The following is a 23,693-nucleotide window of genomic DNA, read 5'->3' as shown; positions in this document are numbered from 1 at the left end:
GACTTAAACATGACCAGCCGATTCATGCTGATTTTCGCCGCGGTGAGTGGCTTTATTTTTGTAGCTCTGGGCGCGTTTGGCGCGCATGTCTTAAGCAAATCTCTGGGCGTTGTGGAGATGGGGTGGATCCAGACCGGCCTTGAATATCAGGCGTTCCACACGCTGGCAATTTTTGGGCTGGCGGTGGCGATGCAGCGCCGCATCAGCATCTGGTTTTACTGGAGCAGCGTCTTTCTGGCGCTGGGTACCGTACTGTTCAGCGGCAGTCTTTACTGTCTGGCGCTGTCGCATTTACGCCTGTGGGCGTTTGTTACACCTGTCGGCGGCGTCAGCTTCCTGGCGGGTTGGGTGTTAATGTTTATCGGAGCTATCCGTCTGAAACGCAAGGGCGTTGTTCATGAATAAGGTTGTTTTATATTGTCGCCCGGGGTTTGAGAAAGAGTGCGCCGCGGAAATCACCGATAAAGCGGCGAAGCGTGAAGTCTTTGGATTCGCTCGCGTCAAAGAGAACGCGGGCTATGTGGTATTTGAATGCTATCAGCCTGATGATGCCGACAAGCTGGCGCGCGAACTGCCGTTCAGCTCATTGATTTTCGCCCGTCAGATGTTTGTCGCGGGCGAACTGCTGAAAGATCTTCCGCCGGAAGATCGCATCACGCCGATTGTTGGCCTGTTGCAAGGCGTGGTGGAGAAGGGCGGCGATTTGCGCGTGGAAGTGGCCGACACCAACGAAAGCAAAGAGCTGATGAAGTTCTGCCGTAAGTTCACCGTGCCGCTGCGCGCGGCGCTGCGTGATGCGGGTGTGCTGACAAACTACGAAACGCCAAAGCGCCCAGTCGTGCATATCTTCTTTATTGCGCCAGGATGTTGTTACGCAGGCTACTCGTATACCACCAATAACTCGCCGTTCTTTATGGGGATCCCGCGTCTGCGCTTCCCGGCAGATGCGCCGAGCCGTTCAACCCTCAAGCTGGAGGAGGCGTTTCACGTCTTTATCCCGGCGGACGAGTGGGACGAACGGCTGGCAAACGGCATGTATGCCGTCGACCTTGGCGCGTGCCCGGGCGGCTGGACCTATCAGCTGGTGAAACGCAACATGTGGGTATCGTCCGTTGATAACGGCCCAATGGCGCAAAGCCTGATGGACACCGGACAGGTCACCTGGCTGCGTGAAGACGGTTTCCGCTATCGCCCGAACCGCAACAACATCTCCTGGATGGTGTGCGACATGGTTGAGAAACCGGCGAAAGTGGCCGCGCTGATGGCCTCCTGGCTGGTGAACGGCTGGTGTCGCGAGACCATTTTCAACCTCAAGCTGCCGATGAAAAAGCGCTATGAGGAGGTGTCGCAGAACCTGGCCTACATTCAGCAGCAGCTGGATGAACACGGGATTAACGCGGAAATCCAGGCGCGTCAGCTTTATCACGACCGCGAAGAAGTGACGGTGCATATCCGTCGCTGGTGGGCGGCCGTGGGGGGGCGTCGCGACGAGCGATAACGTTTGTAACGCCCGGTGGCGCTGCGCTTACCGGGCCTACAAAATCGTGTAGTTGTTTTAACGCTCTAACCTTAACTGCTGTAAATTCCCGTCCAGTTGTAAATCCGTCTGTAGCGTCGCCACCTCCCGGCAGATAAACGCCATTTCTTTATGCGCCTCCAGCTTTTTGCGCCATTTATCCGGCACCTCGTTCAGCCGGGCGTACATCCCTTCCAGACTCTGAAACTCCGTCAGCAGCTGTGCGGCGCTTTTGGGTCCAATACCGGCGACACCCGGCACTTTAGAGCTGCTGATCCCCGCCAGCCCCCAGTAATCCGGCAGTTGCTCAGGCGATACGCCAAACTCGCTGGCAATGAACGGCGCGTCCAGCCAGCGTTTTTGAAAATAGTCGCGAATACGGATAGTGGGGGAGAGCAGCTGGCAGTAGCCTTTGTCGGTTGAAACGATAGTCGCCTGATGTCCGGCGCTCGCGACTTTAACCGCCAGCGTTGCGGCTAAATCGTCAGCCTCATTACCGTGGGCGCCCCAGCACGGAACGCCGCGCTGCTCAAAGGCCGCGCGGATAGCGGGCATTTCTGCGTGCAGATCGTCCGGCATCGGCGCACGCCCGGCTTTGTAGTCCGGCAGGCGCTGGTGCCGCCAGCCCGTGTTGCGGGCTTCGTCATCAAAAACCGCGACCGCATGGGTGGGTTCACTGTGGCGGATAAGCTGCTCCAGCGCGTGTAAACAGGTGTCCTTGCAGGGTGTGCCCTGTACCGCATGAATACGGCGAATCAGGTTAAGAGCATCGACGATAAGCAAATGAACGGCCACAGATAATCTCCCTTCTGTCTAATGGGTGAAGGGTAACACTGAGCGCAGCATGAAACTATGAATGGTGGGGAAAACAGGAAGAAGCCTCGCAAAACGAGGCTTCCTGAGAGGCTTAATCGCAGGTGACGATCTTCATCGCCAGGCCACCGCGGGAGGTTTCGCGGTATTTGGCGTTCATATCTTTGCCGGTTTCGTACATGGTTTCGATAACCTTGTCGAGGCAGACGCGCGGTTCGCTGGTACGACGCAGCGCCATACGGGCCGCGTTCACTGCTTTCACCGAGGCGATGGCGTTACGTTCGATGCATGGCACCTGGACCTGTCCGCCGACCGGATCGCAGGTCAGCCCCAGGTTATGTTCCATGCCGATTTCCGCCGCGATACAAACCTGCGCAGGGCTTGCGCCCAGCAATTCGGCCAGACCCGCCGCCGCCATAGAGCAGGCTACGCCCACTTCACCCTGACAGCCTACTTCCGCGCCAGAAATTGAGGCGTTCATCTTGTACAGTGAGCCAATCGCACTGGCGACCAGCAGGTAGCGTGCAAGTGAGTTTGCGTTCACTTCGCGGATAAACTTGTCGTAATACGCCAGGACCGCCGGAACAATGCCGCACGCCCCGTTGGTTGGTGCGGTGACGACGCGGCCGCCCGCGGCGTTCTCTTCGTTCACCGCCAGCGCGAACATGTTGATCCAGTCGACGACGGCCATCGGATCGGTGGTGGTTTTGTCGGCGCTGACCAGCATGCGGCGCAGCGCAGCCGCACGACGCGGAACACGCAGTTTACCCGGCAGCACGCCTTCGGTGGTGATCCCGCGCTCAATGCCTCTGCGCATCACTTCCCAGACGTTAGCGAAGTGCTGTTCCAGTTCCTCTTTGCTGTGCAGGGCCAGCTCGTTTTTCATCATCAGGCCGGAGAGAGAAAGCCCTGTCTCCTGGCAGTGACGCTGTAAGTCGGCCGCGTTTTTGTAAGGGTACGGCACATCAACAGCAGAATTGGTGCTTTGACCAAAATGGTCCTCGTCGACGATAAACCCGCCGCCGATGGAGTAATACGTCTGGCTGTAAACCGCTTTGTCGCCGGCCAGCGCGGTAATGCGCATGCCATTCTCGTGCAACGACAGGTTATCCGCATGGAAATTCATGCAGTGATCAACCGGGAATTCAACCTCATGCTCGCCGTTCGCCAGCAGCAAACGACCGTGGGTGTTCACGTCCTGGATAAAGCCAGGTATTGCATCAATATCAACGGTATCCGGCAGATTACCCGCCAGCCCCATGATAATGGCAATATCGGTATGGTGGCCTTTACCGGTCAGGGAAAGGGAACCATATACATCGACAACCACGCGGGTGATGTCGTGCAAAATGCCGCGTGCAATCAAGTCATCCGTGAATTGTTTACCGGCTTTCATTGGTCCGACGGTGTGAGAGCTGGAAGGACCAATACCGATTTTGAAGATATCGAATACGCTAATCATGATGCGTCCATTGCTTCAGTCAGAGGGGAGAAGTGCGCCGTCCGCAGACGGCGCAGGAGGTATTAGCTGAACAGCGAGTAGAAAATAGCGGAGATGGCAATCAGGCCCATCACAACAACGAACACGTTGCTGATATGGCCGCTGTATTTGCGCATCGCAGGCACTTTCTGAATCGCGTACATCGGCATCAGGAACAGGATCATCGCGATAATCGGGCCGCCTAGGGTTTCAATCATGCCCAGAATGCTTGGGTTCAGGGTGGCTACCGCCCAGGTGGTCACCAGCATGAACAGTGCAGTGATTTTGTTCAGACGGTAGATTTCAATGGTCTTGCCTTTACCACGCAGAGATTTAATCACCATGCCGTTGAAGCCTTCACGTGCGCCCAGGTAGTGGCCCAGGAAGGATTTGGTGATGGCGATAATCGCGATGATCGGCGCCATCCACGCAATCAGCGGTGCGTTAAAGTGGTTTGCCAGGTAAGACAGAATAGAGATGTTCTGCTCTTTCGCTGCCGCCAGATCCGCCGGGGAGAGGCTCAGCACGCAGCTGAACACGAAGAACATTACGGTCAGTACCATCATGATGTGCGCGCGAGCCAGGATGCTGGAGCACTTCTTCTCTGCGCCATTGCCGTACTCTTCACGCTTCGCTACTGCGAAGGAAGAGATGATTGGCGAGTGGTTGAAGGAGAACACCATCACCGGGATCGCCAGCCACAGGGTCAGCAGCAGACCGTTGCCGGTCGTGGATGCGCTGCTCAGAGACAGGGTTTCCAGCGCAGCTCCGTTCCACTGTGGGATCAGGTACAGAGCCAGCACCATCAGAGCCGCAACAAACGGGAACACCAGCACGCTCATCGCTTTCACAATCATCTGCTCGCCGAAGCGCACGATGGTCATCATACCGACGATCAGGATCAGGGACAGAATCGCACGCGGCGGCGGGGTCATCTGAAGCTGGTGCATCATAAAGCTTTCAACGGTGTTGGTAATAGCAACGCTGTACACCAGCAGAATCGGGTAAATCGCGAAGAAGTAGAGCAGGGTAATCAGCTTACCTGCGCCGACGCCGAAGTGTTCTTCAACGACTTCAGTGATGTCTTCGCCCGGATTTTTACCGGACAGCACGAAGCGGGTCAGGCCGCGGTGTGCAAAGAAGGTCATCGGGAAAGCGATGAGGGCCATGATGATCAGCGGGATCATACCGCCGACACCTGCGTTGATAGGAAGGAACAGTACACCAGCGCCGATTGCTGTGCCGTACAGGCCAAGCATCCACATGGTATCCGTTTTGCGCCAACCGCTTCGGGATTCAATCGAAGCAACGGTGCTGGTTTGAGTGGTTTCCATCTGTATCTCCTGGAGGAAGCAAATTGTCAGGTTTTTAGTCAAATCCGATGAAAAAGTGCCTGACGGTAATATGAAATTCGTTCAGTGACGGTTTTTTAATAATTTTTGCCCGTAACTATTGGCGGGCGGAAAGATACATTCTAGTTATGAATCTATCAGTGATCGCGATCCCAAATGCAATAATCCACTTGTGATGTGGGTATCTTTAGACCATTTATCTGTTAAAAAAACATCAAAGAGAATTTACGGGCGCGAAGGCTACCATTAACGACATGTTTTCGAAAAGGTCGACCCGCGAGATAGGTGTCTTTCGCTGTAAAGAAATGGGATTTTAGGATTTTCTGGCGGGTAATTTCGATTAAGGCTGATTATTTACGGTTTCAAAATCGAGGTAATCGTTTGCGCAGGCGTCAGATTTGTTAATAACATTGAAGATCGCTATGAATTGCATCACTAATAAAAAAGCCGGATGACGATCCGGCTTGAGAGGAAAGAAATGTCGCTTTACTTGATGATTTCGTAACACGGAATATAGGCAGAGCCTGGAAGCTTCATGCGGTGCTGAGCGACAAAGCCCTGCAACATGTCATCCATGCGGCGCATCATCTCCGGGTCACCGTGGATCTTATACGGCCCGAACTCTTCAATTGCGCGGATCCCTACCTCTTTCACGTTCCCCGCCACGATGCCAGAGAAGGCGCGACGCAGGTCGGCAGCCAGCACTTCCACCGGCTGATCCGGATAGAGTTTGAGGTTCGCCATGTTCTCATGCGACGGCTCGAAGGGTATCTGAAGATCCGGTGCGATACGGATGGACCAGTTAAAACTGTAGGCATCCCCGGTATCACGACGATTCTCTTTCACCAGCGGCATCGCTTTTTTCATCTGACGGGCCACTTCTGCGGCATCGTCAATAATAATGCGGTAGTGACGGCGCGCATCTTCGCCCAACGTATGCACGATAAACTCGTCCAGCACGCGGAAGTAGTCGGCGCTCTCTTTCGGGCCGGTCAGGATCAGCGGCAGAACCTGATCTTTGTTAGCCGGGTTCATCAGGATCCCCAGCAGATAAAGCAGCTCTTCCGCCGTGCCTACGCCGCCCGGGAAGATGATGATGCCGTGCGCGATACGGACAAACGCCTCAAGACGTTTTTCGATATCCGGCATAATAATCAGTTCGTTAACCAGCGGGTTAGGCGGCTCAGCGGCGATGATCGATGGCTCGGTCATGCCGATAAAACGGCCTTCTTTATAGCGTTGCTGTGCGTGTCCTACTGCCGCGCCTTTCATCGGCGCTTCCATCGCGCCAGGACCGCAACCGGTACAGATATTCAGTTCGCGCAGGCCGAGCTGCGTCCCTACGCGGCGGGCATACAGGTATTCGGTTTCGTTAATGGAGTGACCGCCCCAGCAGACGACCATGTTCGGCGCTTCGCCCACGTGCAGGGCACGGGCGTTACGCAGAATGGAGAAGACCAGGTTGGTGATATGAACGGAACTTTCCAGGTCAAGATGCTGGAAACGTCCGGCATTGCTGATCTGTCCGTTAACAAACAGAATGTCGCGCAGCACGGCAAACAGGTTGGCCTGAAGTGAGCGAATAATACGCCCGTCGACAAAAGCGTCTTCCGGCGGGTTGATCACTTCGAGCTTCACCCCGCGCTCGCGGCGCAGCACGTTGATATCAAAACTTTCGAAGCGGGACAGCAGCTCTTTACTGTTGTCGGTCAGGCTTCCGGAGTTCAGTACGGCAAGTGAACAGTTACGAAACAGTTGATAAAGGTCGCTACTGGCGGTGCGTTTAAGCATGTCCACTTCCAGTTGCGACAACATATCCATAGAGCCAAGCGGGCTAATATGTGTAATCAAGTGAGCTCCTTATGGGACGATTATCGTCTTTCCCTGTTGATTACAATAGCCCTGGCTTATGACGTTTCACAACACTTCGGGCGGAATACCGCCCGCATATTGTGAAAATATTTATCTTACTGGCGCACAAGTCGTCCGGTGGCAGGCACAAAATCGGTATTGGTGCGCCACGGGTTGATATCCAGACCGCCGCGACGGGTGTAGCGGGCGTAAACGCTCAGCTTTTCGGGCTGGCAGAAACGCTGGATGTCGTTGAAGATGCGCTCCACGCACTGCTCGTGGAATTCGTTGTGATGACGGAATGACACCAGGTAACGCAGCAGCTTTTCACGGTCAATCTGCGGGCCGCGGTACTGGATCTGTACCGAGCCCCAGTCCGGCTGATGGGTGATAAGGCAGTTGGATTTCAGCAGATGGCTAACCAGCGTCTCGTTGACCACTTTTCCGCCCGCCGCGTTTTCCAGGTAGTCGCTGCTAAATTCATAGCTTTCCACCTCAATGTCCTGATCGTCGATGCAGGTGCCGTGGAAATGGGCGATGGGCTGACCTTCCAGCTCATGCAGACGGTATAACGAGACGGTTACGTTCCCCTGCGCGCACGCGCTTAAATCACGTTCAAGCGTCTGTTGCACCTCGTCCCAGCTGTTAAATTTGGTCTGGTTAAAGCTGTTGAGATAGAGCTTAAAGCTCTTGGATTCGACCAGGTTTACGCTGGCGTAATCCAGCTCAACGTGGCCCACGGCCACCTGCGGCAGACCGCGCGCATTCAGCCAGGAGAGTTCGTACAGCGTCCAGATGTCGCCGCCGACAAACGGCAGCGCGTCAGCGTGCAGCCCGAGCGGATCGCGGTTCAGACTGCGCGGCACGCCCTGCAACAGGCTTGCATCGTAGGTGTCGCGGTAATCGGTCGATTTTCCCAGCGTTAAGCCCGTTAACGCCTGATGATTTTCGTAAGACATGTTTCATAGCCACTTTACAGGTACACTTATGGGCTGAGTTTATCCTGTCTTACAAGAAGAGAGAAATCGGTGGATATCGAAACTGCAAATGCCCTGACGTCCTTCACGACCCGCTATTGCGATGCCTGGCATGAAAAGCGGGGGACGTGGCCGCAAAGTACTGACTTATATGGCGTGCCGTCACCGTGCATTATCGCTTCGCAGGATGATTACGTTATCTGGCAACCGAAACCGTTCATGGGCGAGCAGAATGTAAATGCTGTTGAACGCGCGATGGACCTTGTGATACAACCTGCGCTTCATGCATTTTATACCACGCAGTTTGCCGGGGATATGACTGCATGTTTTGCAGGACAGCCGCTGACGCTGCTGCAAACCTGGAGCGAAGACGATCTGCAACGCGTTCAGGAAAACCTCATTGGTCACCTGGTCACGCAAAAACGGCTTAAGCTCTCTCCGACTCTCTTTATTGCGACGCTCGACAGTGAACTGGACGTCATTTCTGTCTGCAACCTGTCTGGCGAGGTCATTAAAGAGACGCTCGGCACCCGCAATCGCGACGTTCTCGCGCCTTCACTTGCGGATTTCCTTACCCGAATTGAGCCGCTTCTGTAATCCATGATGCTAGTGGGCGTGTGAGAGATCTCTTACACGCGCTGTGAGACATCGCCGAAACAATTAGCATTGTCTTAGGAATTTCAGATTAATATTAACTTCTCTTTCAATAAGTTAGTGGTTTTCTGAAAGGAAATCCCCCGTTTCGCCTGGCTTACATTGCTCACAAGGTGGGTTGTAAGACGAAGCAGAATAGCGGATTCTATCTGTGTCGACAGGATGCCGACACGAGAAACGAACATCAGGATGATGGCGTTTCTTACCAGGGACACGTCAGGATGACGCCGCAGGAAGGCTTCAGGATGAAGCAAAGTGGATCACGCAGGATGCGTAAGGGACACCTCCAGGAAGGAGAACGAGAGCCGGTCAGGATGGTCGGTGGGTCAGGATGGCCAGGACGTTTCAGGATGAAACCTACACATCAGGACGATGTGAGCAGGAAGCAAAAGGTAAAGGGATGACCAGGCCTTCGGGCATCAGGAAAAGTTGTCACGGATGAGCAGGGAGCACGTATTGTAGCTGGAATGCTGCGAAACGAACCGGGAGCACTGTTTTTACAGTGCTCCCTTTTTTATTTCTGTCTTCCGCAATGCTATGCTTCGCGCCATTCCGTTTTTCAGTTGAGGTATATATGTCGCATCATGACAGCGTTCGTGCGCAGTTGCACGCCATCGAAGCCCTTATGCGCCAGCATCAGCTGTGGCAGGATAACGCGCCGCAGCCAGACGCGTTCGCCAGCACCCAACCGTTTTGTCTGGATACGCTGGACCCGTTCGAGTGGCTCCAGTGGGTCTTAATTCCGCGTATGCATGCGCTGCTGGAAGGTGGCCACGCGTTGCCCGCGTCTTTTGCCGTCTCTCCCTATTACGAAATGGCGCTGGAAGCGACCCACCCGGCGCGTACTATGATGCTGGTGGAGCTGGAGAAGCTGGATGCGCTTTTCGCCGGTGACGATGCATGACGCTTGAGATCCTTTATCAGGATGAGTGGTTAGTGGCGGTGAATAAACCGTCCGGCTGGCTGGTGCACCGTAGCTGGCTCGATCGCGATGAGAAAGTGGTGATCATGCAAACCGTGCGCGATCAAATCGGTCAGCACGTTTTTACTGCCCATCGTCTCGATCGGCCAACCTCTGGTGTTCTGCTGATGGGGCTTTCCAGTGAGGCCGGGCGCCTGCTGGCGCAGCAGTTTGAACAGCACCAGATCCAGAAACGCTACCACGCCATCGTGCGTGGCTGGCTGATGGATTCCGCCACGCTTGATTATCCCCTGGTGGAGGAACTGGATAAAATCGCCGATAAATTTGCCCGCGACGATAAAGGCCCGCAGCCAGCGGTGACCGACTATCGTGGTATGGCGACCACAGAACTGCCGGTGGCGACCAGCAAATTTCCGACCACGCGATACAGTCTGGTGGAGCTTTTGCCCAAAACCGGGCGCAAGCACCAGCTTCGCCGTCACCTTGCACATCTGCGCCACCCCATTATCGGCGACAGCAAGCACGGCGATCTGCGCCAGAACCGCAGCGCGGCCGAGCACTTTGGCTGTAACCGGCTGATGCTGCACGCCAGCGAGCTACGCCTGACGCACCCGTTTACCGGCGAACCGCTGACTATTCGCGCGGGGCTGGACAAGGTCTGGATGCAGGCGCTGTCACAGTTTGGCTGGCTGGGACAACTCCCCGAAAATGAAAGGGTTGAGTTTGCCGCAGGCAACGTTCAGGATGAACAGCAAGCGCAATAATTACGGGAGCAAAGCATGGCTGAAGTAGGCATTTTTGTCGGCACAATGTACGGCAACTCGCTGCTGGTGGCGGAGGAAGCGGAAGCAATCCTCGTAAACCAGGGCCATAAAGCAACGGTCTATGAAGATCCGGAGCTGGCGGACTGGGAAAAGTATAAAGATAAATACATCCTGGTGGTGACCTCCACCACCGGGCAGGGCGATCTACCGGACAGCATCGTCCCGCTTTTCCAGGGCATTAAAGACCAGCTTGGTTATCAGCCAGATGTTCACTATGGCATCATTGCCCTCGGCGATAGCTCTTACGCCAATTTCTGCGGCGGCGGTAAGCAGTTCGACGCGCTGTTGCAGGAACAGAGCGCTCAGCGCGTCGGAGAGATGTTGCTGATTGATGCAGGTGAACACCCTGAGCCAGAAAGCGAGTCAAATCCCTGGGTTGAACACTGGGCCACGCTCCTGAACTAACCCTGTACTAAACGAACGCCAGGCCGGGTAAGGCGAAGCCGCCACCCGGCAACGAAGCCGCATCCTATCCTCAATTCCGTGAAGTATCTTCCACCACTTTGGGCTTATGCCCCAAACCACGTTCCCCACGCCCGTCAATGTTGTGTTCCTGCACGGTGAGAGAACCGGTCACTCCTTCATATACTTTTCACGTCACTATAAAACGGCTTCTGGCCGTACCAAAACCAAACACAAATCTCTCATTCTGATTACCCTACAGGTGCTGTACAGAATGAACCAGGCGAAAGCTATGTTTCAGGAGTGCAACAATGAGTACATTAAGCCACGCGGCGAGCAGCGCTGAGAAGCGCACCAACGCCCGCTACTGGATAGTGGTGATGCTGTTTATCGTCACCTCTTTCAACTACGGCGACCGTGCCACGTTATCCATTGCCGGCTCTGAGATGGCAAAGGACATCGGACTTGATCCGGTGGGTATGGGGTATGTTTTCTCCGCATTTTCATGGGCCTACGTAATCGGCCAAATCCCTGGCGGCTGGCTGCTGGACCGCTTTGGCTCAAAACGGGTCTATTTCTGGTCCATTTTCATCTGGTCGATGTTTACCCTGTTACAGGGCTTCGTGGATATCTTTAGCGGCTTCGGCATTATCATTGCGCTCTTTACCCTCCGCTTCCTGGTGGGCTTAGCGGAAGCGCCATCGTTCCCTGGCAACAGCCGTATTGTGGCCGCCTGGTTCCCGGCGCAGGAGAGGGGAACGGCGGTAGCGATCTTTAACTCGGCGCAATACTTTGCGACGGTTATTTTCGCGCCAATCATGGGCTGGCTGACGCATGAGGTGGGCTGGTCACACGTCTTCTTCTTCATGGGCGGGCTGGGGATCGTCATCAGCTTCATCTGGCTGAAAGTGATCCACGAACCAAACCAGCATCCGGGCGTGAACAAGAAAGAGCTGGACTACATTGCTGAAGGCGGGGCGCTGATCAACATGGATCAGAAAACCCAGAAAGCTAAGGTCCCGTTCAGCCAGAAATGGGGGCAGATCAAACAACTCGTCGGCTCACGAATGATGATCGGTATCTATCTCGGCCAGTATTGCATTAACGCCTTAACCTACTTCTTCATCACCTGGTTCCCGGTTTACCTGGTGCAGGCGCGCGGCATGTCGATTCTGAAGGCGGGGTTTGTCGCCTCCGTGCCGGCCATCTGCGGCTTCGTGGGTGGGGTGCTTGGCGGGGTCATCTCCGACTGGTTGATGCGTCGTACCGGTTCGCTGAATATTGCGCGTAAAACGCCAATCGTGCTCGGCATGCTGCTCTCCATGACCATGGTGTTCTGTAACTACGTCAGCGCGGAGTGGATGATTATCGGCTTTATGGCGATGGCCTTCTTCGGTAAAGGCATTGGCGCACTGGGCTGGGCGGTGATGGCAGATACCGCGCCGAAAGAGATCAGCGGCCTGAGCGGCGGTCTGTTCAACATGTTTGGCAACATTTCCGGCATTGTCACCCCAATCGCTATCGGTTACATCGTCGGCACCACCGGCTCCTTCAATGGTGCGCTGATTTATGTAGGCGTCCATGCGCTGGTGGCGGTACTCAGTTACCTGGTGCTGGTGGGTGACATCAAACGAATCGAACTGAAACCTGTTGGGGAGCGCGGATGATGACAACGCAATCAAGCCCGATCGTGACGGAGATGAAGGTCATCCCGGTGGCGGGGCAGGACAGCATGCTGCTCAACATTGGTGGCGCGCATAACGCCTGGTTCACCCGCAACATTGTGGTGCTGACCGACAGCGCAGGCAACACCGGCGTCGGGGAAGCGCCTGGCGGAGAGGTGATTTACCAGACGCTGGTCGACGCCATCCCGCAGGTGGTTGGGCAGGAGGTCGCCCGTCTCAACAAGGTGGTTCAGCGGGTGCATAAGGGCAACCAGTCGGCGGATTTTGATACCTTCGGCAAAGGTGCCTGGACGTTTGAACTGCGCGTTAACGCGGTGGCGGCGCTGGAGGCGGCTCTCCTCGATTTACTGGGCAAGGCGCTGAACGTGCCGGTCTGCGAACTGCTGGGGCCAGGCAAACAGCGTGATGCGGTAACGGTGCTGGGCTATCTGTTCTACGTTGGCGACCGGACTAAAACCGATCTGCCGTATCTGGAACGCTCGCCGGGTAGCCACGAGTGGTATCACCTGCGTCATCAGGAGGCGCTCTCTGGCGAGGCGGTGGTACGCCTGGCAGAGGCGGCGCAGGATCGCTACGGCTTTAAAGACTTCAAGCTGAAAGGCGGCGTTCTGCCGGGCGAGCAGGAGATTGACAGCGTGCGCGCGTTGAAAAAACGCTTCCCGGAGGCACGCATCACCGTCGATCCGAACGGCGCCTGGCTGCTGGATGAAGCTATCGCGCTGTGCAAAGGGCTGGGCGACGTGCTGACCTACGCGGAAGATCCGTGCGGTGCCGAGCAGGGCTTTTCTGGCCGCGAGGTGATGGCCGAATTCCGCCGCGCTACCGGGCTGCCGGTTGCGACCAACATGATCGCCACCAACTGGCGCGAAATGGGCCATGCGGTGATGCTGAATGCGGTGGACATACCGCTGGCGGACCCGCACTTCTGGACCCTTTCCGGCGCGGTGCGCGTGGCGCAGCTGTGCGATGACTGGGGCCTCACCTGGGGCTGCCACTCCAATAATCATTTCGACATTTCGCTGGCGATGTTTACCCACGTTGGCGCGGCGGCGCCGGGCAACCCGACCGCCATCGATACGCACTGGATCTGGCAGGAAGGCGAAGCGCGCCTGACCAAAAATCCACTTGAAATCAAAAACGGCACAATTGCCGTACCGGATGCGCCGGGGCTGGGCGTGGAGCTTGACTGGGATCAGATCCACAAGGCGCATGAAGCGTATAAAAAACTGCCGGGCGGCGCGCGCAACGACGCAGGCCCGATGCAGTACCTTATCCCCGGCTGGACATTTGACCGTAAGCGCCCTGTATTTGGACGTCACTGATAAAAGGATCGAACGATGAGCACATTTTCTACCCCTGTAGTTACCTCCATGCAGATCATTCCTGTCGCGGGACATGACAGCATGCTGATGAACCTGAGCGGCGCCCATGCGCCGTTCTTCACCCGTAATATTGTGGTGATCAAGGACAACTCAGGGCATACCGGTGTCGGTGAAATCCCGGGCGGGGAGAAGATCCGTAAAACGCTGGAGGACGCCATTCCGCTGGTGGTGGGTAAAACGCTGGGCGAGTACAAAAATGTGCTGACTCGCGTGCGCACGACCTTTGCCGATCGTGATGCGGGTGGCCGTGGTCTGCAAACGTTTGATCTGCGCACCACTATCCATGTGGTCACGGGCATTGAAGCCGCGATGCTGGATCTGCTGGGCCAGCATCTGGGCGTCAATGTCGCCTCCCTGCTGGGCGACGGCCAACAGCGCAGCGAAGTGGAAATGCTCGGCTACCTGTTCTTTATCGGCAACCGCAAACTCACCCCGCTGCCGTACCAGAGCCAGCCGGACGAAAAATGCGACTGGTATCGTGTGCGTCACGATGAAGCGATGACCCCGGACGCGGTGGTGCGCCTGGCGGAAGCCGCGTATGAAAAATATGGCTTTAATGACTTCAAGCTGAAAGGCGGCGTACTGGCGGGTGAAGAAGAAGCTGAGGCGATCGCCGCGCTGGCGAAGCGCTTCCCGCAGGCGCGCGTCACGCTGGATCCGAACGGTGCCTGGTCGCTTGATGAGGCGATAAAAATCGGTAAGCAGCTTAAAGGCGTGCTGGCCTATGCGGAAGATCCGTGCGGTGCAGAGCAGGGGTTCTCCGGACGTGAAGTGATGGCGGAGTTCCGTCGCGCCACCGGGCTGCCAACCGCCACCAACATGATCGCGACCGACTGGCGTCAGATGGGGCACACGCTCTCGCTGCAATCGGTGGACATTCCGCTGGCAGACCCGCACTTCTGGACGATGCAGGGCTCGGTTCGCGTGGCGCAGATGTGCCATGAGTTCGGCCTGACCTGGGGCTCCCACTCCAACAACCACTTCGACATCTCGCTGGCGATGTTCACCCACGTGGCGGCCGCTGCGCCGGGCAACATTACCGCCATCGACACCCACTGGATCTGGCAGGAGGGCAACCAGCGCCTGACCAAACAGCCGTTTGAAATCAAAGGCGGCATGGTGCAAGTTCCTGCTACGCCGGGGCTGGGCGTTGAGCTGGATATGGACCAGGTCATGAAAGCGCATGAGCTTTACCAGAAACACGGCCTGGGCGCGCGTGATGACGCGCTGGCGATGCAATACCTGATCCCAGAGTGGAGATTCGACAATAAACGTCCGTGCATGGTACGATAAGTTCATTGGGACCGCTCCCATGAGTGGTCCCTTACGTGGTGTATGCTTAACGTAACTAACATGCGTAAGGATGGCTTATGAAAATTGTTATCGCTCCGGACTCGTATAAGGAAAGCTTGAGCGCGCTGGAGGTGGCGACAGCGATAGAGGTCGGTTTTCGCGAAATTTTCCCGTCAGCGGACTATGTCAAATTACCGGTTGCCGATGGTGGCGAAGGGACGGTGGAAGCGATGGTGGCAGCCACGCATGGGCGTCTTGTCCATGTTCCTGTTACCGGGCCTTTGGGTGAACGCGTGGAAGGGTTTTTCGGGTTATCCGGAGACGGGAAAAGCGCCTTTATCGAGATGGCGGCAGCGAGCGGTCTGGAGCTTGTTGCTCCTGCAAAGCGTAACCCGTTAATCACCACCTCCTGGGGAACCGGGGAACTGATCCGTCATGCGCTGGATGCGGGCGTTAAGCATATCATTATTGGCATTGGAGGCAGCGCGACCAATGACGGTGGCGCAGGCATGGTGCAGGCGCTGGGCGTAAAACTGCTGGATGCGAAAGCGCAGCCCGTTGGGCCGGGCGGCGGCGAACTGGCAAGCCTTGCGCATATCGATCTTAGCGGGCTGGACAAGCGGCTGGCAGCCTGTCGAATTGAAGTGGCCTGCGATGTGACCAACCCCCTGATCGGCGAGACAGGTGCTTCTGCGGTATTTGGTCCGCAGAAAGGGGCGACGCCGGAGATGGTCAGGACGCTGGACAACGCGCTTGCGCATTACGCAAAAATTATCGCCCGGGATATGGATATTGACGTCTTAAACCTGGCGGGCGGTGGTGCGGCCGGCGGAATGGGGGCGGCGCTGTATGCATTTTGCGGCGCACAGCTCCGTCAGGGGATTGAGATTGTCACCGATGCCCTGCATCTCGATGAACAGGTCGCGGACGCCGATCTGGTGATCACGGGCGAAGGGCGTATCGACAGCCAGACGATCCACGGAAAAGTGCCCGTTGGCGTGGCGAGAGTCGCGAAACGCTATAACAAGCCGGTTATTGGCATTGCCGGCAGCCTGACGGCGGATGTTGGCGTGGTGCATGAGCACGGACTGGATGCCGTATTCAGCGTGATTTACACCATCTGCTCGCTGGAGGATGCGCTGGAAAATGCGCAACAGAATGTACAGATGGCCGCAAGGAATATTGCGGCGGTGATAAAGATGGGGCAGGGGATGTCGCGTTAACGTTCGTGCTCCTGTAGGCCCGGTAAGCGAAGCGCCACCGGGCTTTGGTCTTAGCTCCCCAACACCTTCATTGCTTCCCGCGTCACGTTGTCCATCTCGTCCAGCAGCTCCAGGAACTCCGGTTCGAGATCGGATTCTGGCGTACCCGCGCGAAGCTGCTGTTCAAGCAGCTGGCAGAGATTTTTCAACCGCGGTACGCCGCTGTAGCCGCAGCTGCCGTGCAGTTTATGGATAGCCTCCAGCAGCCCTTCAGGGTTTTCACCCACCAGCTGTTCTTCAACCTTGTTACGGATCTCAGGCAGGAAGTCCACCAGCATTTGCAGCATATCGCGGGCCAGATCGGGTTTGCCTGCCGCCTGGCGCAGCGCCAGTTGCCAGTCAAACGTGGCATTCTGGTTAACGCTGATCTCCGGCGATTCAGCTGTAATGGTGTATGTCCCGCCAATGTGCCCCGGCTTGTAGCGCAGCAGCAGGCTGTGCAGCTTCTCTTCGTCGATCGGTTTCGCCAGATAATCGTTCATGCCCGCACCCAGCAGTTTCTCCTTTTGCCCCGCCATCGCGTGCGCCGTCACGGCAATCACCGGCGTCTGCTGCTGGTGCGGAAGCTGGCGAATCAACTCGCAGGCGCGGATGCCATCCATGCCCGGCATCTGAATATCCATCAGGATCAGGTCGAACTGCATCTGTTTGGCTTGTTCCACGGCTTCGGCGCCGCTGGTACACAGCTCAACATGCTGAACCTGATCCTCAAGCAGCACGCCAATCAGCTTCAGGTTCGCCGGGTTATCGTCCACGGCCATCACCGTCATCGGCAGCTTATGTTCGTCGTTTTCCAGCGGCAGGGACTGATGCGTCAGACGGCAATATTCGGTCAACGCAGGTAACAGCCGTGTGGCGGTGAGGGGTTTCAGCAGACACGCCGCCGCTCCGTCGTTTTTCAGCTCTTCGGCGTTGATTTGGGCGTGGCACGGCAGCGCCAGCAGCAGGTAGTCCGTCATTGAGGCCGCCTTCGCCAGGCGTTCCTGCTGCATGGTCAGTTCTCCGGTAAACGTCACCGGAATCCCCAACAACAGGATATCGTAATGATCGTTCGCCAGCGCGGAGAAGGTCGGGCTGTAGATGACCTCCAGCGGCGTGCTGCTTAATACATCAAGCGTACACTGCGCTGCCGCGGCGTTCGGTTCCACATAGGCCAGACGCATCCCCTTCAGGCACCCGGTGACCGGGCCGTCGGTCTGCACGTTCGGGTTAAGATCAAGGTTGATATGGAACCAGAAGGTTGAGCCCCGGTTAGGCTGGCTGTGGAAGGAGATATCGCCTCCCATCTCTTTCACCAGCTTTTGGGTGATCACCAGCCCCAGGCCCGTTCCGCCGTGACGACGGGAAATGCTCGCATCGGCCTGGCGGAAAGCCTGGAACAGACGCGTCTGATCGCGCTCCGGAATACCGATGCCGGTATCCCGGATCTGCACTTCAATCTGGACTTTGTTATTACTGAGCGCCCTTTTTTCGACCAGAATGTCGATGTTGCCGCTCTCGGTGAACTTAATCGCGTTGCCCACCAGATTGGTAATGACCTGTTGCAGGCGCAGCGGGTCGCCAATGACGTTATCCGGCACATCATTTTTAATATTGAGCGTCAGTTCCAGCCCCTTATCATGCGATGAGTGGGCAAGAAGCGTGACCACGTCATCCAGCGTGCTGCGCAGCGGGAAGGGGATACTCTCCAGAATCAGCTTGCCCGCTTCCAGCTTCGAGAAGTCCAGTACGTCGTTAATAATGGTCAGCAGGTTGTTGGCTGAGCGTTCAATGGTATGCAGATGGTCACGCTGGGTTGGGTTAAGCTCGCTTTTGAGCGTCAGACGGGTAAAGCCAATCACCCCGTTCAGCGGCGTGCGCAGCTCGTGCGACATGTTCGCCAGGAATTCAGACTTAATACGCGCCGCCTCCTGAGCACGTTTTTTCGCCAGATCCAGCTCCACGTTCTGGATCTCCATCTGCTCCAGCGTTTCGCGCAGGTCAGAGGTGGCCTGGTCAACGTTGTGCTGCATCTCTTCGTGATAAGCCGCCAGCGACATCGCCATTGAGTTGATGCCGTTTTTCAGCATATCCAGCTCGCCGAGCATAAAGCCTTCCACGCGGCTGTCGAGCTGACCCCGGCGGATCCGGTCAACGGTATTCACCATGTTGCGGATAGGCCCCGTGACGTCGCGCATCAGTCGCCAGCCGAAGATCAGCGCGATGCCAATACAGAACAGCATCATCACGCCGGAGATGAATATTTCTTTGTACTGCTGGAGCCGTACCGACTTAAGATCCAGCTCCAGCGCCACATATCCAAGCATATTATTGCTGGACTTCGCATCGGACTGGGCAGATTCGTCGGGTGAATAGCTTTCGGAGATAATCGGCGTGCGCAGGATCATGATATCGCCTCGCCGCAACACCGTAAGATGACGCGGGAAGGGGGTACCATTCGGGATTTTCAGCGACGTGGGATCCAGATGGAAATTCGAGGTGACGAACAGACGGTTATGCTCATCATAAACGGAAATGGCGCGTACGATCTCTGAATGACGGCGGTGCAATACGCTGATTAACTGACCAATGGATTCACGGTTTTGCAGGTTCATGCCGTACTCGCTGGAGACGGCCAGCGGTTCGATAATACTGGCCCCGGCATCTTCAAGCTGTCTCTGCAAATCGTTATAGCGATGCACCACAAAGAAAATGCTCAGCAGCAAACCGATGAGAACGGTAGGAGCGAGGATCAAAATCATCATGCGCGCGCGCAGGCTGTAGTTGGTCATGGAGTTCCGTTATGGGACAATCAGGCTAATTATGTTTATTTGAGAACAATCTCGGCGATGGCGCAATTCTACTCTGCAAAACGACGCGTGACGACGCGTCAGATCATAACTGTTGAAGCCTCTGACCTCGATCCTTTTGGACAGGGGGTGGCGCGTCACAAGGGTAAAACACTGTTTATCACAGGTTTGCTGCCAGGAGAACGTGCAGATATTACGCTGACGGAAGACAAACGTCAGTATGCGCGCGGTCAGGTCAAGCGCCGTCTTAATGATAGCCCGGAGCGCGTGACGCCTCGCTGCCCCCATTTTGGCGTCTGCGGTGGCTGCCAGCAACAGCATGCCAGCACGGAATTACAGCAAAAAAGTAAAAGCAGCGCGCTGGCCCGCCTGGTCGGGCACGACGTGAATGACATCATTGCCGATCGGCCCTGGGGCTACCGTCGCCGCGCTCGCCTGAGCCTCAGCTACCAGCCCAAAACCGAGCGGCTGGAGATGGGGTTTCGCAAAGCCGGCTCCAGCGATATCGTCTCTGTCACGCAGTGCCCTGTTTTGGTGCCCCATCTTGAGGCATTGCTCCCGGACGTGCACCACTGTCTTGCATCGCTGGATGGCGTGCGTTCGCTCGGCCATGTCGAACTGGTGCTGGCCAACAGTGGCCCGCTGATGGTGCTGCGCCACACCGCGCCGCTGTCAAAGACGGATCGCGAAAAACTGGAACGCTTTTCGCATTCTCATGAGCTTGCGCTTTTCCTCGCGCCGCAAAGCGAGATACTTGAGCAGGTCAGCGGAGAAGCGCCCTGGTATGCGTCAGACGGGCTACGCTTAACGTTCAGCCCGCGGGATTTTATCCAGGTCAACGACGGCGTGAACCAACAGATGGTGGCGAATGCGCTGGAATGGCTCGACGTACAGCCCACTGACCGGGTGCTCGATCTGTTCTGCGGCATGGGGAACTTTACCCTGCCGCTGGCCCGCAGAGCAGCAAGCGTGGTCGGAGTGGAAGGCGTTGAGGCGCTGGTGGCGAAAGGCCAGGAGAACGCCCAACAGAACGGTTTGCAAAATGTGACATTCTTTCATCAAAATCTTGAGGATGATGTCACTCAGCAACCGTGGGCTAAGCAGGGCTTTGATAAGATCCTGCTCGATCCGGCGCGCGCAGGTGCGCCGGGCGTGATGCAGCATATAATTAAACTCGCGCCTGAACGCGTGGTCTATGTTTCCTGTAACCCGGCGACGCTTGCCCGTGACAGCGAAGCATTATTGAGCGGGGGTTACCAGATTCGGCGTCTGGCAATGCTGGACATGTTCCCGCACACTGGTCATCTGGAATCGATGGTGTTGTTCGAGCACATCTAATGAGTTTGGCTTGTCGACTTCGACAGGCCCTTGTCCCTAAAGGAGAGGACGATGGTTGCGGTAAGAAGTGCACATTTAAATAAAGCTGGTGAGTTTGACCCTCAAAAATGGATCGCAAGTCTGGGGATTTCCAGCCAGCAGTCGTGTGAACGCTTAACCGAAACCTGGGCCTATTGTTTACGCACAACGCAGGGGCATCCGGACGCTGAACTGCTGTTGTGGCGCGGCGTGGAGATGGTTGAAATTCTCTCCATGCTGAACATGGACATCGAAACGCTACAGGCCGCACTGCTGTTCCCCCTGGCGGACGCCGACGTGGTGACGGAAGACGTCCTGCGTGAAAGCGTCGGCCAGTCCGTCGTGGCGCTCATCCACGGCGTGCGTGATATGGCAGCCATTCGTCAGCTTAAAGCCGCGCAAACTGACTCTGTCTCTTCCGAGCAGGTGGATAACGTTCGTCGTATGCTGTTGGCGATGGTAGATGATTTCCGCTGCGTGGTGATCAAGCTGGCCGAACGGGTTGCCCATCTGCGTGAAGTGAAGGATGCGCCGGAAGACGAGCGCGTCCTGGCCGCTAAAGAGTGTACGAATATCTATGCGCCGCTGGCGAACCGTCTGGGTATCGGGCAACTGAAGTGGGAGCTGGAAGATTACTGCTTCCGCTACCTGCATCCGGCGGAATACAAACGCATTGCAAAATTGCTGCACGAACGCCGCATTGACCGCGAGCACTATATCGAGGAATTTGTCAGCGGGCTGCGCCAGTCGATGAAAGAGGAGAATGTGCGCGCCGAGGTCTACGGGCGTCCAAAGCACATCTACAGCATCTGGCGCAAAATGCAGAAGAAACATCTCGCCTTTGACGAGCTGTTTGACGTGCGCGCCGTACGTATCGTGGCAGAGCGTCTCCAGGACTGCTATGCCGCGCTGGGGATAGTGCATACTCACTTCCGCCATCTGCCGGATGAGTTCGATGACTACGTCGCCAACCCGAAACCAAACGGCTACCAGTCTATTCATACCGTGGTGCTCGGCCCTGGCGGCAAAACGGTGGAAATTCAGATCCGTACCAAACAGATGCACGAAGACGCCGAGCTGGGCGTGGCGGCGCACTGGAAATACAAAGAGGGTACCTCCGGCGGCGGTCGCTCCGGTCACGAGGACCGTATCGCCTGGCTGCGTAAGCTGATTGCGTGGCAGGAAGAGATGGCCGACTCCGGCGAAATGCTCGACGAAGTGCGCAGTCAGGTCTTCGACGATCGCGTCTACGTCTTTACCCCGAAAGGGGACGTGGTTGATTTGCCGGCAGGCTCCACGCCGCTCGATTTCGCCTACCACATCCACAGCGATGTGGGGCACCGTTGCATCGGGGCGAAGATCGGCGGACGTATCGTACCGTTTACCTACCAGCTACAGATGGGCGATCAGATTGAAATCATCACCCAGAAGCAGCCAAACCCAAGCCGCGACTGGCTGAACCCAAACCTCGGTTACGTTACCACCAGCCGTGGGCGCTCAAAAATTCACGCATGGTTCCGCAAGCAGGATCGTGACAAGAACATCCTTGCCGGTCGCCAGATCCTGGACGACGAGCTGGAACATATTGGCATTAGCCTGAAAGAAGCGGAGAAGTTCCTGCTGCCGCGCTACAACTTCAACGAGCTCGACGAACTGTTAGCGGCGATTGGCGGCGGTGATATCCGCCTGAACCAGATGGTGAACTTCCTGCAAGCGCAGTTCAACAAGCCAAGCGCGGCAGAGCAGGATGCGGCAGCCCTGAAACAGCTCCAGCAGAAAACCTACGCTCCGCAGCAGCGCAGCAAGGACAATGGCCGCGTGGTGGTTGAAGGGGTGGGTAACCTCATGCACCATATTGCCCGCTGCTGCCAGCCGATCCCGGGAGACGATATTGTCGGCTTTATCACCCAGGGGCGTGGGATCTCGATTCACCGCTCCGACTGCGATCAGCTTGCAGAGCTGCAATCGCATGCGCCGGAACGTATCGTGGAAGCCGTCTGGGGGGAGAGCTACTCGGCGGGTTACTCGCTGGTGGTGCGCGTCACTGCCAACGACCGCAGCGGCCTGCTGCGCGACATCACCACCATTCTCGCCAACGAGAAGGTCAACGTGCTGGGCGTTGCCAGCCGCAGCGATACCCGCGAGCAGCTTGCCACCATCGATATGACTATCGAAATCTATAACCTTCAGGTGCTGGGCCGCGTACTCGGCAAACTGAACCAGGTGCCGGATGTGATTGACGCGCGTCGTCTGCACGGCGGCTAAACATCCTCTTCTGTAGGCCGGGTAAGGCAACGCCGCCACCCGGCTCAGGCATTTAATGGAATCTGTTATGACTCAAATCGACCGCCTGCTCGGCATCATGAAACGCCTGCGCGACCCGGAAAACGGCTGCCCGTGGGATAAAGAGCAGACTTTCGCCACCATTGCGCCTTACACGCTGGAAGAGACCTACGAAGTGCTGGACGCCATTTCGCGAGAGGATTTCGACGATCTGCGCGGTGAGCTGGGCGACCTGCTGTTCCAGGTGGTGTTCTACGCGCAGATGGCGCAGGAAGAGGGGCGCTTTAACTTTGACGATATCTGCGCCGCTATCAGCGACAAGCTGGAGCGTCGTCATCCGCATATCTTTGGTGATGCCTCCGCAGGTAACAGTGTGGAAGTGCTGGCGCGCTGGGAGCAGATAAAAAGCGCTGAACGCGCTGAAAAATCCCAGCACTCGGCGCTGGACGACATTCCCCTGAACCTTCCCGCGCTGATGCGCGCGCACAAAATTCAAAAGCGCTGCTCGGCGGTAGGGTTTGACTGGACCTCTCTCGGCCCGGTGCTGGAAAAAGTACACGAAGAGATCGACGAAGTGATGCATGAAGCGCAGCAGGCCGTTGTGGATGAAGCAAAGCTGGAAGAGGAGATGGGCGATCTGCTGTTTGCAACCGTCAACCTTTCACGCCACCTCGGTGTAAAAGCGGAAACCGCCCTGCAAAAAGCGAACATTAAATTCGAACGACGCTTTCGCGAAGTTGAGCGGATTGTGGCCTCGCGCGGCCTGGAAATGAGCGGGATTGACCTCGACGCGATGGAAGAAGTCTGGCAGGAAGTAAAACGCCAGGAACATGATCTCTAACGAGATTTTGC

The 23,693-nt window shown here is 56.5% G+C and carries 19 protein-coding genes; 13 read left to right on the top strand and 6 right to left on the bottom strand.

Features of this window, described 5'->3' with window-relative positions:
• Nucleotides 1-9 precede the first annotated feature (9 nt).
• Nucleotides 10-405 carry a DUF423 domain-containing protein gene (locus tag L384_RS19605; protein WP_003862756.1) on the top strand — a complete coding sequence of 132 codons (396 nt, stop codon included), beginning with the start codon at nt 10-12 and terminating at the stop codon, nt 403-405.
• The gene (gene rlmM / locus L384_RS19610) at nt 398-1,498 is read left to right on the top strand and encodes a 23S rRNA (cytidine(2498)-2'-O)-methyltransferase RlmM (RefSeq protein WP_003862754.1); all 1,101 of its coding nucleotides are present in this window, start codon (nt 398-400) and stop codon (nt 1,496-1,498) included. Before L384_RS19605 ends, rlmM begins: the two co-directional genes overlap by 8 nt.
• A 57-nt stretch (nt 1,499-1,555) precedes the next feature.
• On the opposite strand, the gene xni is transcribed toward rlmM, so the two are convergent.
• The 5 genes from xni to queF form a co-directional block, all read right to left on the bottom strand.
• Entirely contained in the window at nt 1,556-2,311 is a 756-nt protein-coding gene (gene xni, locus L384_RS19615; RefSeq protein ID WP_003862753.1) for a flap endonuclease Xni, read from the bottom strand.
• Nucleotides 2,312-2,423: 112 nt separating this feature from the next.
• The gene (locus tag L384_RS19620; RefSeq protein ID WP_023323689.1) at nt 2,424-3,791 is read right to left on the bottom strand and encodes an L-serine ammonia-lyase; all 1,368 of its coding nucleotides are present in this window, start codon (nt 3,789-3,791) and stop codon (nt 2,424-2,426) included.
• Nucleotides 3,792-3,853: 62 nt separating this feature from the next.
• The gene (locus tag L384_RS19625; protein ID WP_023323688.1) at nt 3,854-5,143 is read right to left on the bottom strand and encodes an HAAAP family serine/threonine permease; all 1,290 of its coding nucleotides are present in this window, start codon (nt 5,141-5,143) and stop codon (nt 3,854-3,856) included.
• Between the two features lie 504 nt (nt 5,144-5,647).
• A complete protein-coding gene (gene ppnN, locus L384_RS19630) occupies nt 5,648-7,012 on the bottom strand; it encodes a nucleotide 5'-monophosphate nucleosidase PpnN (protein WP_003862748.1) in 1,365 nt (454 codons plus the stop codon).
• A 116-nt stretch (nt 7,013-7,128) separates the two neighbouring features.
• Nucleotides 7,129-7,971 (bottom strand): NADPH-dependent 7-cyano-7-deazaguanine reductase QueF, encoded by an 843-nt coding sequence (gene queF / locus L384_RS19635; RefSeq protein ID WP_023323687.1) that lies wholly within the window; start codon nt 7,969-7,971, stop codon nt 7,129-7,131.
• Nucleotides 7,972-8,040: 69 nt separating this feature from the next.
• Here queF and syd point away from each other — a divergent pair, with 69 nt between their 5' ends.
• From syd to L384_RS19675, 8 genes are all read left to right on the top strand, one after another.
• Nucleotides 8,041-8,586, top strand: coding sequence for a SecY-interacting protein (syd, locus tag L384_RS19640; protein ID WP_003862744.1), 546 nt, complete (start codon nt 8,041-8,043; stop codon nt 8,584-8,586).
• A gap of 631 nt (nt 8,587-9,217) precedes the next feature.
• Nucleotides 9,218-9,547: a YqcC family protein gene (locus L384_RS19645; RefSeq protein ID WP_023323686.1), complete on the top strand. Its 330-nt coding sequence runs from the start codon at nt 9,218-9,220 to the stop codon at nt 9,545-9,547.
• Nucleotides 9,544-10,329 (top strand): tRNA pseudouridine(65) synthase TruC, encoded by a 786-nt coding sequence (truC, locus tag L384_RS19650; RefSeq protein WP_023323685.1) that lies wholly within the window; start codon nt 9,544-9,546, stop codon nt 10,327-10,329. The genes L384_RS19645 and truC overlap by 4 nt, the downstream gene beginning before the upstream one ends.
• Before the next feature lie 15 nt (nt 10,330-10,344).
• Nucleotides 10,345-10,794 carry a flavodoxin gene (locus tag L384_RS19655; protein ID WP_023295346.1) on the top strand — a complete coding sequence of 150 codons (450 nt, stop codon included), beginning with the start codon at nt 10,345-10,347 and terminating at the stop codon, nt 10,792-10,794.
• A gap of 308 nt (nt 10,795-11,102) precedes the next feature.
• Complete coding sequence (gene gudP / locus L384_RS19660; RefSeq protein ID WP_003862734.1) at nt 11,103-12,458, top strand: galactarate/glucarate/glycerate transporter GudP; 1,356 nt, start codon at nt 11,103-11,105, stop codon at nt 12,456-12,458.
• Complete coding sequence (locus L384_RS19665) at nt 12,458-13,798, top strand: enolase C-terminal domain-like protein (protein WP_003862733.1); 1,341 nt, start codon at nt 12,458-12,460, stop codon at nt 13,796-13,798. The genes gudP and L384_RS19665 overlap by 1 nt, the downstream gene beginning before the upstream one ends.
• Before the next feature lie 15 nt (nt 13,799-13,813).
• Nucleotides 13,814-15,151 (top strand): glucarate dehydratase, encoded by a 1,338-nt coding sequence (gene gudD / locus L384_RS19670; RefSeq protein ID WP_003862731.1) that lies wholly within the window; start codon nt 13,814-13,816, stop codon nt 15,149-15,151.
• 77 nt (nt 15,152-15,228) lie between these two features.
• A complete protein-coding gene (locus L384_RS19675; RefSeq protein ID WP_023314755.1) occupies nt 15,229-16,374 on the top strand; it encodes a glycerate kinase in 1,146 nt (381 codons plus the stop codon).
• Nucleotides 16,375-16,424: 50 nt separating this feature from the next.
• On the opposite strand, the gene barA is transcribed toward L384_RS19675, so the two are convergent.
• Entirely contained in the window at nt 16,425-19,184 is a 2,760-nt protein-coding gene (barA, locus tag L384_RS19680; protein WP_023323684.1) for a two-component sensor histidine kinase BarA, read from the bottom strand.
• A 57-nt stretch (nt 19,185-19,241) separates the two neighbouring features.
• Here barA and rlmD point away from each other — a divergent pair, with 57 nt between their 5' ends.
• From rlmD to mazG, 3 genes are all read left to right on the top strand, one after another.
• Nucleotides 19,242-20,540 carry a 23S rRNA (uracil(1939)-C(5))-methyltransferase RlmD gene (gene rlmD, locus L384_RS19685; RefSeq protein ID WP_023323683.1) on the top strand — a complete coding sequence of 433 codons (1,299 nt, stop codon included), beginning with the start codon at nt 19,242-19,244 and terminating at the stop codon, nt 20,538-20,540.
• 51 nt (nt 20,541-20,591) lie between these two features.
• Complete coding sequence (gene relA, locus L384_RS19690) at nt 20,592-22,823, top strand: GTP diphosphokinase (protein ID WP_003862722.1); 2,232 nt, start codon at nt 20,592-20,594, stop codon at nt 22,821-22,823.
• 67 nt (nt 22,824-22,890) lie between these two features.
• Nucleotides 22,891-23,682 (top strand): nucleoside triphosphate pyrophosphohydrolase, encoded by a 792-nt coding sequence (mazG, locus tag L384_RS19695; RefSeq protein ID WP_032610052.1) that lies wholly within the window; start codon nt 22,891-22,893, stop codon nt 23,680-23,682.
• Nucleotides 23,683-23,693: the final 11 nt, after the last annotated feature.

This window comes from Enterobacter sp. MGH 38 (genome assembly GCF_000492855.1).
Classification (GTDB): Bacteria; Pseudomonadota; Gammaproteobacteria; order Enterobacterales; family Enterobacteriaceae; genus Enterobacter; species Enterobacter hormaechei_C.
This window is presented reverse-complemented; position numbering and strand designations above follow the sequence as displayed.

Coding starts and splice junctions, on each gene's coding strand:
- L384_RS19605 (WP_003862756.1), top strand. CDS start 10: ATGACCAGCCGATTCATGCTGATTTTCGCCGCGGTGAGTGGCTTTATT.
- rlmM (WP_003862754.1), top strand. CDS start 398: ATGAATAAGGTTGTTTTATATTGTCGCCCGGGGTTTGAGAAAGAGTGC.
- L384_RS19620 (WP_023323689.1), bottom strand. CDS start 3,791: ATGATTAGCGTATTCGATATCTTCAAAATCGGTATTGGTCCTTCCAGC.
- L384_RS19625 (WP_023323688.1), bottom strand. CDS start 5,143: ATGGAAACCACTCAAACCAGCACCGTTGCTTCGATTGAATCCCGAAGC.
- queF (WP_023323687.1), bottom strand. CDS start 7,971: ATGTCTTACGAAAATCATCAGGCGTTAACGGGCTTAACGCTGGGAAAA.
- L384_RS19645 (WP_023323686.1), top strand. CDS start 9,218: ATGTCGCATCATGACAGCGTTCGTGCGCAGTTGCACGCCATCGAAGCC.
- truC (WP_023323685.1), top strand. CDS start 9,544: ATGACGCTTGAGATCCTTTATCAGGATGAGTGGTTAGTGGCGGTGAAT.
- L384_RS19655 (WP_023295346.1), top strand. CDS start 10,345: ATGGCTGAAGTAGGCATTTTTGTCGGCACAATGTACGGCAACTCGCTG.
- gudP (WP_003862734.1), top strand. CDS start 11,103: ATGAGTACATTAAGCCACGCGGCGAGCAGCGCTGAGAAGCGCACCAAC.
- L384_RS19665 (WP_003862733.1), top strand. CDS start 12,458: ATGACAACGCAATCAAGCCCGATCGTGACGGAGATGAAGGTCATCCCG.
- gudD (WP_003862731.1), top strand. CDS start 13,814: ATGAGCACATTTTCTACCCCTGTAGTTACCTCCATGCAGATCATTCCT.
- L384_RS19675 (WP_023314755.1), top strand. CDS start 15,229: ATGAAAATTGTTATCGCTCCGGACTCGTATAAGGAAAGCTTGAGCGCG.
- barA (WP_023323684.1), bottom strand. CDS start 19,184: ATGACCAACTACAGCCTGCGCGCGCGCATGATGATTTTGATCCTCGCT.
- rlmD (WP_023323683.1), top strand. CDS start 19,242: ATGGCGCAATTCTACTCTGCAAAACGACGCGTGACGACGCGTCAGATC.
- relA (WP_003862722.1), top strand. CDS start 20,592: ATGGTTGCGGTAAGAAGTGCACATTTAAATAAAGCTGGTGAGTTTGAC.
- mazG (WP_032610052.1), top strand. CDS start 22,891: ATGACTCAAATCGACCGCCTGCTCGGCATCATGAAACGCCTGCGCGAC.